General features: G+C 68.2%; 13 protein-coding genes and 1 pseudogene. 6 read left to right on the forward strand and 8 right to left on the reverse strand.

The features are described 5' to 3' along the window. The first annotated feature begins 40 nt into the window (after positions 1-40). On the forward strand, positions 41-1,642 hold the full coding sequence (locus tag AC07X5_RS16005) for an RNA polymerase factor sigma-54 (RefSeq protein WP_494770975.1): 1,602 nt from the start codon (positions 41-43) through the stop codon (positions 1,640-1,642). On the opposite strand, the gene AC07X5_RS16010 is transcribed toward AC07X5_RS16005, so the two are convergent. The 5 genes from AC07X5_RS16010 to AC07X5_RS16030 form a co-directional block, all read right to left on the reverse strand. Then, positions 1,643-2,014 (reverse strand): VOC family protein, encoded by a 372-nt coding sequence (locus tag AC07X5_RS16010; RefSeq protein ID WP_494770976.1) that lies wholly within the window; start codon positions 2,012-2,014, stop codon positions 1,643-1,645. Then, positions 2,011-2,328, reverse strand: coding sequence for a hypothetical protein (locus AC07X5_RS16015; protein WP_494770977.1), 318 nt, complete (start codon positions 2,326-2,328; stop codon positions 2,011-2,013). The genes AC07X5_RS16010 and AC07X5_RS16015 overlap by 4 nt, the downstream gene beginning before the upstream one ends. Beyond that, complete coding sequence (locus tag AC07X5_RS16020; protein WP_494770978.1) at positions 2,325-2,813, reverse strand: DUF3885 domain-containing protein; 489 nt, start codon at positions 2,811-2,813, stop codon at positions 2,325-2,327. The genes AC07X5_RS16015 and AC07X5_RS16020 overlap by 4 nt, the downstream gene beginning before the upstream one ends. A 147-nt stretch (positions 2,814-2,960) precedes the next feature. Then, complete coding sequence (locus AC07X5_RS16025) at positions 2,961-3,509, reverse strand: hypothetical protein (protein WP_494770979.1); 549 nt, start codon at positions 3,507-3,509, stop codon at positions 2,961-2,963. Between the two features lie 10 nt (positions 3,510-3,519). Beyond that, positions 3,520-4,008, reverse strand: coding sequence for a glutaredoxin domain-containing protein (locus tag AC07X5_RS16030; RefSeq protein WP_494770980.1), 489 nt, complete (start codon positions 4,006-4,008; stop codon positions 3,520-3,522). Between the two features lie 187 nt (positions 4,009-4,195). Here AC07X5_RS16030 and AC07X5_RS16035 point away from each other — a divergent pair, with 187 nt between their 5' ends. The 3 genes from AC07X5_RS16035 to AC07X5_RS16045 are packed head-to-tail and all read left to right on the forward strand — an operon-like array spanning position 4,196 to position 6,431. Then, a complete protein-coding gene (locus tag AC07X5_RS16035) occupies positions 4,196-4,642 on the forward strand; it encodes an acyl-CoA thioesterase (RefSeq protein ID WP_409959852.1) in 447 nt (148 codons plus the stop codon). A 24-nt stretch (positions 4,643-4,666) separates the two neighbouring features. Continuing rightward, the gene (locus tag AC07X5_RS16040) at positions 4,667-5,956 is read left to right on the forward strand and encodes a THUMP domain-containing class I SAM-dependent RNA methyltransferase (RefSeq protein ID WP_494770981.1); all 1,290 of its coding nucleotides are present in this window, start codon (positions 4,667-4,669) and stop codon (positions 5,954-5,956) included. Continuing rightward, positions 5,946-6,431: a putative toxin-antitoxin system toxin component, PIN family gene (locus AC07X5_RS16045; RefSeq protein WP_409959848.1), complete on the forward strand. Its 486-nt coding sequence runs from the start codon at positions 5,946-5,948 to the stop codon at positions 6,429-6,431. The genes AC07X5_RS16040 and AC07X5_RS16045 overlap by 11 nt, the downstream gene beginning before the upstream one ends. Before the next feature lie 16 nt (positions 6,432-6,447). Here the strand turns inward: AC07X5_RS16045 and AC07X5_RS16050 are convergent, their stop codons facing one another. The 3 genes from AC07X5_RS16050 to AC07X5_RS16060 all read right to left on the reverse strand — a co-directional run bounded on the left by AC07X5_RS16050 (position 6,448) and on the right by AC07X5_RS16060 (position 11,001). Next, the gene (locus AC07X5_RS16050) at positions 6,448-8,172 is read right to left on the reverse strand and encodes an ABC transporter ATP-binding protein/permease (RefSeq protein ID WP_494770982.1); all 1,725 of its coding nucleotides are present in this window, start codon (positions 8,170-8,172) and stop codon (positions 6,448-6,450) included. A 256-nt stretch (positions 8,173-8,428) separates the two neighbouring features. Then, a complete protein-coding gene (locus AC07X5_RS16055; RefSeq protein WP_494770983.1) occupies positions 8,429-9,265 on the reverse strand; it encodes a BUD32 family EKC/KEOPS complex subunit in 837 nt (278 codons plus the stop codon). After that, entirely contained in the window at positions 9,262-11,001 is a 1,740-nt protein-coding gene (locus AC07X5_RS16060) for an FMN-binding glutamate synthase family protein (RefSeq protein WP_494770984.1), read from the reverse strand. The genes AC07X5_RS16055 and AC07X5_RS16060 overlap by 4 nt, the downstream gene beginning before the upstream one ends. Positions 11,002-11,170: 169 nt before the next feature. Here AC07X5_RS16060 and AC07X5_RS16065 point away from each other — a divergent pair, with 169 nt between their 5' ends. After that, positions 11,171-12,022 carry a UPF0149 family protein gene (locus tag AC07X5_RS16065; RefSeq protein WP_494770985.1) on the forward strand — a complete coding sequence of 284 codons (852 nt, stop codon included), beginning with the start codon at positions 11,171-11,173 and terminating at the stop codon, positions 12,020-12,022. Between the two features lie 125 nt (positions 12,023-12,147). Beyond that, positions 12,148-12,420 (forward strand): annotated as a pseudogene (locus AC07X5_RS16070) (SulP family inorganic anion transporter); the annotation flags it as partial. Positions 12,421-12,465: the final 45 nt, after the last annotated feature.

The raw sequence follows: 12,465 nt of genomic DNA on the forward strand, positions 1-12,465 counted from the left end.
CCATGCACCTGCGTTTGCGGCAGCCCCCGGGGGCTGTGCGATGAAGCCCGGCCTGTCGCTGCGCGTATCGCAGCACCTGGCGCTCACGCCGCAGCTGCAGCAATCCATCCGGCTGCTGCAGCTGTCCACGCTGGAACTGGGCCAGGAGGTCGAGCAGATGCTCGACGAAAACCCGTTCCTCGAACGCAATGCCGATGAGGCGCCGCGCGAGGAATTCGGGGTGGAGACGGCCGATGCGCCGGCGCAGTCCGACGACTACAGCTCCGACGAGGCGGTCTACTCCAACGCCCCGGGCAGCAATACATCGAGCGAATCCGTGGCCGACACCTCCCCGGGCGATGCGGAGCTGGGCAGCAGCGCCAGCGATGAACCGGACTGGAGCGGTGACGGCACCGTGGATGTGTCGCCCAACGATGCCGAGTGGGGCGGCGATGCGCCGGCCCGCACGCGCAACGATGCCGAGGGCGACGAAGCCGACGCCACCGAGCTGGCGCGCTCGCACGAATCTCTCACCGCCTTCCTGCACCGCCAGGCGCTGTCGCTGCGCCTGTCCGAGGTGGACAGTGCGGCGCTGCGCTTCCTGATCGAGTCGCTCAACGACGACGGCTACCTCGAAGAGCCCCTGGAAGAGCTGGCCATCGCGCTGGCGGGCCCGGACGACCTGGAGCAGATCGAGGAACTGGTGCACCGCTTCACCGTGGCCCTGCGCCTGCTGCAGAACCTGGAGCCCGTGGGCGTGGGCGCCCGCAACCTGGGCGAATGCCTGACCTTGCAGCTCGCGGCCCTGGCCGCCGACGAGGACAGCGATGCCGACCCCGACACCGTGCAGACCGCGCTGCGCGTGTGCCAGCAGCCGTTGGAGATGCTGGCGCGCCGCGACATCCGCCGCCTGACGCAGCTGTGCGGCGACGGCGAGGAGCGCACGCGCGCCGCCATGGCCCTGATCGCCCGGCTGGAGCCGCGCCCGGGGCGCAAGTTCGTGGACGTGGAGCGCAACATCATCGTGCCCGACGTCATCGTGCGCAAGGCCGGCCGTGCCAATGGCCGCGACGGCCAGCACAACTTCATCGTGGCCCTGAACCCCGACGTGATGCCGCGCCTGCGCGTGCACGACATCTATGCCGGCGCCCTGCGCGGCCACAAGGGCGGCGAGGGCCACCAGGCCATGCAGCAGCGCCTGCAGGAGGCGCGCTGGTTCATCAAGAACATCCAGCAGCGCTTCGACACCATCCTGCGCGTCTCGCGTGCCATCGTCGAGCGGCAAAAGAGCTTCTTCACCCATGGCGAGTTGGCCATGCGCCCGCTGGTGCTGCGCGACATCGCCGATGAGCTGGGCCTGCACGAGTCCACCATCAGCCGCGTGACCACGGCCAAGTACATGTCCACGCCCATCGGCACCTACGAGCTCAAGTACTTCTTCGGCTCGGGCCTGGGCACCGAGACCGGCGGCAATGCATCGAGCACGGCCGTGCGTGCCCTCATCAAGCAGTTCGTCGCGGCCGAAAGCCCGGCCAAGCCGCTGTCGGACAGCCAGATCGCCGAGATGCTCAAGGAGCAGGGCATCGAGTGCGCGCGCCGCACCGTGGCCAAGTACCGCGAGGCGCTCAAGATCGCCCCGGCCAACCTGCGCAAGGCGCTCTGATCAGGCCGGCTTGCGGAACGCCCGGCTGGAGATGCTGACGGTATTGCCGTCCGGGTCCTTGGCGTTGGCGAAGGCATAGCCGTTGGCCTGGTGCGTGGGGCCGAACTCCAGCCCCTGCGACAGAGCATGGGCCTTGAAGGCCTCCACGTCCGGGACATGGAAGCACAGCTTCACCCCTGCCTGGCCCAGCTTCACGCTTTTGGCCGCCTGGTGGACCAGGATGCTGGCCCCGCCATCGGGGGCGTGCAGCTCGATCAATCCCTCCACCACTTCGCCCGTGGTCTCGAAACCGAAGTGCGTGCGGTAGAAGCCCGCGCTGCGCTGCATGTCGCGCGCATAGATCATGAGGGTGGAGAGCTGCGGGTGCATCATGGGGTTTGTCGGGAGGTGTCGTTGGGCGACGGATGGGGCACGAGCAGCACTCGCTGCCCGGTTGCAGCGATGGCACCCACTTGGCCGTGGATGGCGTGCAGCGAGCCCTGGGCAATCTGTTGCGCTGGCGAAGGTGCGTTGCCTGCGCCGGGATCCAGGTAGGCCTGAAAGGTTTCGGTTCGCTCGCGAAATGCAATGAACGAGGTGGCGACCACGCCTTCGCCGCAGTGCGCGCAGCGCAGCAGGTAGCTGCCATACTCCACGATGGAATCGAGCGAGGTGCCGCTGCACGCGTGGCAGGCGATGTCGTTCATGGGGCGACGACCGGTGGTAGGCCGAAGGTCGCGTCCATGGTGGCTCGGTCGTGGTCGAGCAGGTGCGGCTGGTGGTTGCGGTACAGCTGCGCCAAGAAGTCCTGGTTCGGGCCCGCCACGTCCATGCCCCGGTCGTCATACGGCCAGACCATGACGCGGTGTTCCAGATGGAAGAGGTAGATGCAGCAGTTGGGGCGAGGGCGGATATTGCCGAAGTCGGCTGCCATGGCGCACCACAGTAGGCCCGTGAGCTGCGACAGCGGTGCTTGGAACGCCAGGTGGATCCAATCCTCCTCGTCCGGTGCTTCGTTGGGTTCCCGGTCGAACCCTGCCACAACACCCTGGCGGCAGGGATTCGGACGCCTGCCGCCCTGAGCTCGGCCATGACCTCTCTGTAGGCAAACCTGCCGGGTTCGGCTGCAACCCGTATACAGGCCGTCAGCGAACCTTCGATGTCGAAAATCTCGCTGCAGATGGCCCGACATGTGGCCAGCGCTGAAAGGAACTGTTCCAGGATCGCGCCGCCCTCGGACAGCCTGAACCGCAGGCCGCCAGGGTATCGGTAGAAAAGGGGTCGCAGGAAGGCCTTGCCGTCGAAAGTCCGCTCGATGGCCTGTCGCAGTGCCTGGTGCTCACCGCGCATCGGGTCTGGGCGCACGCCGCATCGAGCGCAGCAATTCCAGCGCCTGGGCCGTGGGCTCCTGGGGAGCGCCGTTGACCAGCACCGTGAAGGTCACGCGCAGCTCGTTCATGCCCAGCACGCCCTGGGTCAGGTGCTTGTAGCCATCGGGTTCGGGCGCGCGGTCGGTGGCCGAGAAGTAATAACCCGTCTTGCCCGGGGCGCCCAATTCCTGGAGGGGCAGATAGCTTTCGACGGCCTTGGGTTGGGCCCGGGTGGCACCTGCCCGCACCAGCGCCCGCAACTCCTCCGCCGTGGGGGCCCTGGGCGCACTGCCCACGGGCCAGATGGGCGTGATAAGCATCTGCAAGGCCTTGGCGTCCAGGCCGCTGATGGCCACCGAGGGCGGCAACTCCGCGTGCGGGCGGCGGACTTGGGCGCGCCACGGCGCGGGCAGCTCGATCACCAGGTCATCGTGGCCGGGCAGGGGAACGCGCAGTTCTTCGGCCAGGGCGGGCAGGCACAGGGAAAAGGCGATCAAAGCGAGGGCGGTGCGGAACATGGGGGCTCTTTTACGGGCGTTTGGCAAAAACGGCGTCGTAGGACTGGGTACTGAAGCCGTTCACCCGCTGGCCATTGGTGAGCAGCACTGGCACACCGCGCGCACCGATCTGCGCAAAGGCAGCCTTGCCGGTCGGGGTGTCCACATCGAATTCGCGGTAGGCAATGCCCTTGCCTCCCAGATAGGCCTTGGCCGCCTTGCAGTACCCGCACCAAGTGGCCATGTAGAGCGTCACCTCGCCCCGGGGCTGGGCCGCTTTTGGGGCTTCTGCGGGCGCTTGGCCGGGCGCGGCGGGGGGCAGCGGGTTGCCCGGGACCACACTGATGGGTGGGGCCTCGAGCTTCATGGTCTTTTGCGCCGAACCGGACGCGGGAGGCTGGTCGCTGTAGACCACCTTGCCATTCGGGTCCACGGACTTGTAGAGCGTCTGGGCATGTGCCGTGCCCGTGAGCGCAGCCACGACCAGGGCGAGGATCAGGCTGCAGCGCAGGGTATGCATGGGGGCTCCGGGTAAAATCGGGATCCCGGGAGCATAAGAGACTTCTGCCACCCCGCGGCCCGTTGGGGCCATGCCTCACCCATATGGGGCACACTCGCAGCCCCCGATGCCCCTTGGCGGGCTTTCCTGGAGGGCGTAAACGCCCCCCGGTTCCCTGCCTTTTCCCGACTTCCTGTTTCCCCGCGCCATGGCCCGCATTGTTTTCGACCTTCCCGCGCATTTCGGCTTTTCCACCGAGCTGCAGATCTACATCAGCCACGTCAACCAGGGCGGGCACCTGGACAATGCGCAACTGCTGAGCCTGGTGTCCGAGGCGCGCGTGCGCTTCTTCCAGTCGCTTGGCTACCCCGAGGCGGACGTGGGCGGCCTGTCCACCGTGGTGGGCGACATCGTGGCCCAGTACAAGTCCGAAGGCTTCCATGGCGAGACCATGCGCGTCGAGATGGCGCCCCAGGACCTCAACCGCTACGGCTTCGACCTCATCTTTCGCATGACCGAGAAGACCTCGGGCCGCGAAGTGGCGCGCGGCAAGGTCGGCATCGTCTTCATCGGCCGCAGCGACCGCAAGGTGGCGCCCATCCCCGAGTCCATCCGCCAGTTGCTGCTGGCGCGCGCCGCCTCGCCTGCCGCGTAAGCGCGTATCCTGTCGCCCAGTGCCATGAACCAACTCCAACTTTTTCTCCCCTGCGCCGCCGGTGTCGAGGGCTACCTGGCCGACGAGGTGCACGCCATCACCGGCCTCACGGGCCAGGACCTGCTCGTGGGCCGTGGCGGCGTGCTGCTGCGCGCTTCGTGGCGCCATGCGCTGCTGCTCAACCTGCACAGCCGCCTGGCGCAGCGCGTGCTGGTGCAGCTGGCGCACCGGCCCTACCGCTCCGAAAACGACCTGTACGGTATCGCCAGCGAGGTGGCCTGGGAGATCTGGTTCACCACGCGCCAGACCTTCAAGGTGGAGGTCACGGCCCAGCACAGCCCGCTGCAGAGCCTGAACTTCGCCGGCCTGCGCGTGAAGGATGCGGTGGCCGACCGCTTCCGTGCCAAGACCGGCGTGCGGCCCGACGTGAACACCCAGTGGCCCGATGTGCGCATCCACCTGCACCTGACCACCGAAGAGGCCACGGTCTACATCGACACCTCGGGCGAGCCGCTGTTCAAGCGCGGCTGGCGTGAGGACAAGGGCGATGCCCCGCTCAAGGAAACCCTGGCCGCCGCGATGATCGCCGCCAGCGGCTGGGACCCGCTGGGTGACGCGCCCGTGCCGCTGTACGACCCCTGCTGCGGCAGCGGCACCATCGCCATCGAGGCGGCGCAGATCGCCTGCCGCATCCCGGCCGGCATGCTGCGCCGCTTTGCGTTCGAAAAGCTGCTGCCTTTCCAGGGCCATGTGTGGTCGGCCATCCAGGCCGAGGCCGAGAGCGCCATCCGCCAAAGCCCCGTGCCCATCTTCGGCAGCGACGTGGCCCACCGCATGGTCGATTTTGCCCAGCGCAATGCCGAGCGTGCCGGCGTGGCCGATGCCGTGCAGCTGCGCGGCGGCGACGCCCTGCAGCGCATGCCGCCGAGCGAGCAGCCTGGCGTCATGCTGCTCAACCCGCCCTATGGCGAGCGCATTGCCGCCGCCGGTGCAGCGGGCCGCAATGCCAATGAGCGTGCGGCCGAACGCGCCCAGGGTGCCAGCGTGGGCCGCGAGGCCGCGCACACCGACGATGGCGGCGAGTTCTTCGCCCAGTTGGCGACGCACTGGAAGAAGAACTACTCCGGCTGGACCGCGTGGATGCTCACGCCCGACCTCAAGCTGCCCGGCAAGATGCGTCTGAAGGAGTCGCGCCGCGTACCCATGTGGAACGGCCCCATCGAGTGCCGCATGTTCCGCTTCGACATGGTCAAGGGTGCAGTGCGCGAGCGTGCTGGCAAGGCCCCGGGCGACGGACCACGCGATGCGGGTTGAACTCTCCCTGCCGGCCGAAGCCGCAGCGGGTGAGCCCGCACGCCCCGTGGTGGTGGACACCAATGTCGCGCTGGACCTGCTGATCTTCTCCGACCCGGCCACTGTGCCGCTGCGCCAGTTGCTGGCCGAAGGCCGCCTGGCCTGGATCGCCACCCAGGTCATGCGCGACGAGCTCGAACGCGTGCTGGCCTACCCGCACATCGTGGGCCGCATGGACTACTACCAGGTCGATGCCGCGCGGGTGCTCGCCGCCTTCGATGCGCAGGCGCGCATCGTGGACATCGCCCCGCGCGTGGCCTATGTCTGCAAGGACACCGACGACCAGAAGTTCATCGACCTGGCGGCCCAACACCGCGCCATCCTGCTGAGCAAGGACAAGGCCGTGATCTGCATGCGCAAGCGCCTGCTGACGCTGGATGCCCACGTGGCGACAGCGCTGGTGCTGGAGATGGCGGGCGAGCCCGCCTCCGCCTGAGCCCGGCGCCCCACTTTCAGCGGTCGAAGCTGAAATCGCCCGCTGCGTGCACCTGCCACGCACCCTCGCCCTTGAGTTCCAGCACATGCGTGTGGTGCTTGAGCACCGCGGGGCGGTGGGCAATGCTGATCAGCGTGGTGCCGCTGGCACGCAGGCGTTCGTAGAGCGCGGCCTCGTTGGCGCTGTCCAGCGCACTCGTGGCTTCATCCAGGATCACGATGCGTGGCGCGCGCGCCAGCACGCGGGCAAAGGCCAGGCGCTGCTGCTCGCCGATGGACAGCTGCTTTTCCCAGTCGTGCGAGGCATCGAGTCCGCCCACGCGTGCGGCCAGCGATTCGAGCTGCACTTCCTGCAACAGCTCCAGCAGACGTTCGTCCGTCAGATCGGTCTCGTTCATGGGGTAGATGATCTGGCTGCGCAGCGTGCCCATCTGCATGTACGGGCGCTGCGGCAGAAAAAACACCTCTTCCATAGGCGGGTGCTGCACGGCACCGCTGCCGGTGCGCCACAGGCCCGCGATCGCGCGCAGCAAGGAACTCTTGCCGCAGCCGCTGGGCCCGGTGATCAGCAGCGCATCGCCGGTCTGCAGTTGCAGCGACAGGTCCTGCACCAGCAGGCGGCCGAACTGTGGCGTGTAGAGCGTGAGTCCCTCGATGGCCATGGCCTCGCCGATGCGCGAGGAGATCTGCGGCGCAGGCTCTGCAGGGGGCTCCTGCGGACGGTCGGTGCGCGGCGCGGCCGCAGGTTCGGCCCAGGGAGTGGGCGCGGCAGGGGTCTTGAGGACCACCTGCGACAGCGCGTGCAAGCGGTCGATGCCGGCCACGAAGCGGCTCAGGCTCTCGAAGTTGTCCACGATGAGCGACACGGCACCCAACACCGCTGCAAAGGCGCCCGCCGCCTGGATGGCACGCCCCACCTCGAGTTCGCCCGAAAGCACGCCATTGGCCAGGATGATGCTCGGCAGCACCAGCGTGAGCTGGCTGAACGAGCGCTGGAACAGGTTGAGCGAACGCTGTTTCTTGATGAGCCGCGCGTAGTTGGTGAAGGCCGCCTCGAAGCGGTGGTCGATCTGCGCGCGCTCCTGCGGCTCGCCGCGGTAGAAGGCGATGGACTCTGCGTTCTCGCGCAGCCGCATCAGACCGAAGCGGAAGTCCGCCTCGCGCCGGATCTGCCAGAAATTGAGCCGGATCAGCGGCGCGCCGAAGAGGTACAGCGCACCAAAGGTACCCACCAGCGCATACACCGCGAGAAAGGCCACCAGCACCTTGGAAATGGACCACAGCACCGCGCTGAAGGCCACGAGCTGCATGAGCGAGCCCAGGAAGATCAGCAGGAAATGCGTGGACCGGCCGGTGAAGGTGTTGATGTCCTCGCTGATGCGCTGGTCCGGGTTGTCGATGTCGCTGCCGGTACCGAGCTCGTAGTATTTGCGCTCGCCCAGGTAGCCATCCAGGAAGCGGTGCGTGAGCCAGCGCCGCCAGTGGTTGGAAAACGCGTCGCGCATGTAGTAGTAGAAGGCGTACACCGGCACCGCGAAGGCCAGCACGACGAGGCTGGCGCGCACGGCCGACCAGAAGCGGTCGGCCTGCTTGGCGGCCAGGGCCGAGGTCATCTCGCCTGTCTTGTCGATCAGCAACACTGCTAGCTGTGTCTCGCAGACCATCAGACCGATCAGCAGCGCGAGCAAACCCCAGGCAGTTTTTTTCTTCTCGCCCATCCAGTAGGGGCGGGCCACGCTCATGAACTGTTTCCATGCCGAGAGCGAGAGGGTAGGAGGGCGGCGGCGACGGGGATTCTTTGCGGCCGGCGGCGGTGATGCGGGAGCGGGTGGTGCTGAAAGGGTGGCGGCAGAAGTGGACATGGGAAGAGGCAAAAGGAGGCAAACGGGAGCACCGCCAGCACGATAGGCGGCCGGCCGGTCTGCCTCTGTCAGCCAATGCCTACAGCCCGCTAAGGACGGGCGCGCTTTGCGCGCAGTCCATGCTCACGGGCATGGTTCAAGGCCCTAGCAGGTCGTAGGCCGCGCGCACACGCTGCATGTCGCGGCCCAGCTTGCGGTTTTGCGGCAGGTGGCGCATCCAGCCCATGCGCCCGACGCTGCGGGCCATCACGGCCTGCAGCTCGGGGCTGCCGGCGGCGATCCAGGCCGCCCACAGGGCGCGGGCATCGTCGAGCGCGCCCACCAGGCGCAGGTAGATGGCGGTGGAGTGGGCGTAGCAAAGCGCGTCGCGCGCATGGCACACGGGCAGCGGCAGAACGGCGGCCGGGTCGTCCTCGAAATCGATGTAGCCCACCACACCATCGGGGCAGCGCACCAGGTTGCGCGCAAACGCCTGGCTCAGGCAGGTGCCCGCTGCATGCACCTGCGCAATCGCCGCCAGGCCCTGCAACCACAGGGCCAGCACGGCGGCAGGACCGGCGGATACGGCATGGTCGATCTCGTTGCCCAGCGAGGGTGTCTGCTGCGCCGGGCGGCCCAGGTGGCGCATGAGGAATCCATCGTCCTGCGCCGCCAGCACGGTGGGCACGCGCAGGCCGCGGGCCTGCAGGTCGCGCAGGCGCCGCACTTCGGTGGCGATGGCCTCGTTCCCGCCCCGGTTGGGCACGGGGCGCAGCACGTCCAGGCGCAGCACCGAGGCCAGCGCCGCCATGGCGCGGTAGCGGCCCGGGCCATGGGGGGCTCCGGCCTTCTTGAGCCAGACCTGCTCGCCGCCCAGCCGGTAGCTGGCCACGTTGAACTGCTGCTGCGCGAGCTGCTGGCGCAGGTAGCCTGCGTAGTCGATGGTGTTGCCGTCCGGGGTGATGTCAGGGGCCTGGCCTGCGTCCGCTGTCATACGGCGGCGTTGGCGGGCAGGTCGCTGGCGGCTGCCACGACGGCATGGGCCACTTCCACGTGGTGGGGCACCGACGGCTGCAGCACCGGCTCGCTGGCCGCAAAGCTGTGCGCGCTGGCCAGGGGCCAGTACAGGCGGAACACGTTGTGCTGCGCGTCGAGCGGCCCCAGCAGGGCGCCGGGCTGCATGCGCGTGATCAGGTTGGACAAGAGGCGCACCTCGGTATCGCTGATGCGGCGCACGATGTGGTGTGCCGTGATGTCCTGGGGGTGCTGCAGGCCGGCGGCCTGCACCAGCTCCTGCAGCGCATGCAGGGTGCTGCGGTGGAACTGCGCCACCCGCGAGGCCTTGTCGGGCACCACCAGGGCCTGCTGGCGCTGGTGGTCCTGCGTGGTCACGCCCGTGGGGCAGTGGCCGGTGTGGCAGCTTTGCGCCTGGATGCAACCCAGCGCCATCATGAAGCCGCGCCCGGCGTTGCACCAGTCGGCGCCCAGGGCCATCATGCGCGCGATGTCGAAGGCCGTGATCACCTTGCCGGCGCAGCCGATGCGCACGCGCTCGCGCAGGTTCACGCCCACCAGGGTGTTGTGCACCAGCAGCAGGCCCTCCTGCAGCGGTGCGCCCACATGGTCGCTGAATTCCACGGGCGCGGCGCCCGTGCCGCCCTCGGCCCCGTCGACCACGATGAAGTCGGGTGTGATGCCGGTGACCAGCATGGCCTTGACGATGGCGAACCATTCCCAGGGATGGCCCAGGCAGAACTTGAAGCCCGTGGGCTTGCCGCCCGACAGCCCGCGCAGGCGGCCGATGAACTGCATCATCTCCACCGGGGTGGAAAAGGCGCTGTGGCGCGAGGGCGAAATGCAGTCCTTGCCCACGGGCACGCCGCGCGCGGCCGCGATCTCGGGTGTCACCTTGGCCCCCGGCAGCACCCCGCCATGGCCCGGCTTGGCGCCCTGGCTGAGCTTGAGCTCGATCATCTTGACCTGCGGGTCCTGCGCATTGGCGGCAAAGCGCTCGGGGCTGAAGCTGCCGTCGTCGTTGCGGCAGCCGAAGTAGCCCGAGCCGATCTCCCAGATCAGGTCGCCGCCGTGCACGCGGTGGTGCTGCGAGATCGAGCCCTCGCCCGTATCGTGTGCAAAGCCACCCTTCTTCGCCCCCTGGTTGAGCGCCAGCACCGCATTGGCCGACAGCGCACCAAAGCTCATGGCCGAGATGTTGAACACGCTGGCATGGTAGGGCTGGGTGCAGGGCGAGACGGAGCGCGACGGGGAATCGGGGCTGCCGCCGATCCACACCCTGAAGTCGTGTGACGTGAGTTGCGTGGGCGCCATGGAGTGGTTCACCCATTCGTAGCCCTGGGCGCCCACGTCCAGGTGCGTGCCGAAGGGCCGGTTGTCGGGTTCGCCCTTGGCGCGCTGGTAGACCAGCGAGCGCTGGGCCCGAGAGAACGGCGCGGCCTCACTGTCGCTCTCGATGAAATACTGGCGCACCTCGGGGCGCACGTACTCGAGCATGAAGCGGATGTGCCCGATGACCGGATAGTTGCGCAGGATGGCATGGCGCGTCTGGCGCAGGTCGTACACCCCTACCGCCACGAGTCCCCCCAGGACCAGAACCAGCGGCAGTCCCACGCCGAACACCACCAGGGCGAACAGCGCCAGCAGCAGGCCCAGCACGCACAGGGCAAACGCCGTATAGCGCACCGGGTACAGGGAGTTGAGTTGGTGGATCATGGGTGTTTGTCCTGGATTTATGCGGGCGCGGGCGACAGGGCTACACTTGGCCGCCTCAGCACGGGCGTTGTCACCGCCGCCCGCACGGTGCCCCGGCCTCTTCCTGCGCGGCGCACCGGCGCATCATAAGTAAAACTGTGCTTCCTGCCGCGTTCAAGGAGCCTCTGCCATGACCGAACCCACCGAAAAACCCGACACCGATCCCGAAACCGCTGCGCTGGCCCCCGCTCTGGGGCCTGACGAGCTCGAGGAAATCGACAATATTCTCGACGACCTGCGCTCGCGTGGCGACGAGATTCCCCAGTGGGAGTTCTGCGACGGTTTCCTGGCCGCCGTGGTCTGCAGCCGCCGCCCCATCGCGCCAGCCGAGTACCTGCCCATGCTGCTGGGCGATGGCGCCGCACTGGACGTAGCCGAGGGCGAGCCCCTGCCCCTGCTGCCGGTCTTTGCCGACGCGGCCCAGCAGGCGCGCTTCCTGGAGCTGTGGACACGCCGCTGGAACGAGGTCGTGCAGCAGCTCGACGCCAAGGTGGACCGCCTGGACGACGAGCGCACCTACCAGCCCGAAGCCATGGACATGCGTGGTGCCGTGGCCAGCCTGACCGAGGAGCAGCGCGCCGAGATGGACTCCGACCAGGAGGAGATCCCGTCCTTCGGCCAGATCTGGGCCCTGGGCTTCATGTTTGCGGTGGAAAACTGGCCCGAGGACTGGGCCGCGCCGCGCGACAAGGAGGCCGCCCAGTGGATCAATGACGCGCTGGACAGCATCGTCGCCCTGACCGAGGACGACACCGGCAAGCCCGAGGTCTGCATGTTCGACGAGAACGGCCCGCCCAGCACCAGCCAGGCCCGGGTGGAAGCCTTCGGCGAGGCCATCTGGGCCGTGTACGACCTGCGCCAGGTCTGGAAGAGCCTGGGCCCGCGCGTGGAAACCCTGCGCAAGGCCCCCGAACCGGGCCGCAACGACCCCTGCCCCTGCGGCAGCGGCAAGAAGTACAAGAAGTGCCACGGCGCCAACTGAGCGGCGGCTGAGCCCTTTCCTTTGGCCCGCCGTGCTTGCGGTGGGCCGTTTCCTGCTTTCCTGTTCCCATCCCGTTGTTGACCGTGCGCGCCTGTGGCGTGCCGCAGTCCCATGAACGCCTCCCCCTGTCCCGCCTGCGCGCCGAATGGGCCCCGGTCAGCATTGCGCGCGAGCTGCTGGCAGGCGCGGTCGCCACCTTCGCGCTGATTCCCGAGGCCATCGCTTTTTCCTTCGTCGCGGGGGTGGACCCTTCGGTCGGCCTTTTCGCCTCCTTCGTCATCAGCCTGGTGATCGCTTTCGTGGGCGGCCGGCCGGCCATGGTCTCGGCAGCGGCCGGCTCCGTCGCCCTGGTGGCCGCCCCGCTGGTGCAGTCGCATGGGCTGCAGTACCTGCTGGCAGTGCATGGCGACGATGCTGCCGGCACGCGCACCTGGCGGGTCACG

Source organism: Acidovorax sp. GW458-11-26-14-TSB4 (assembly GCF_059423865.1).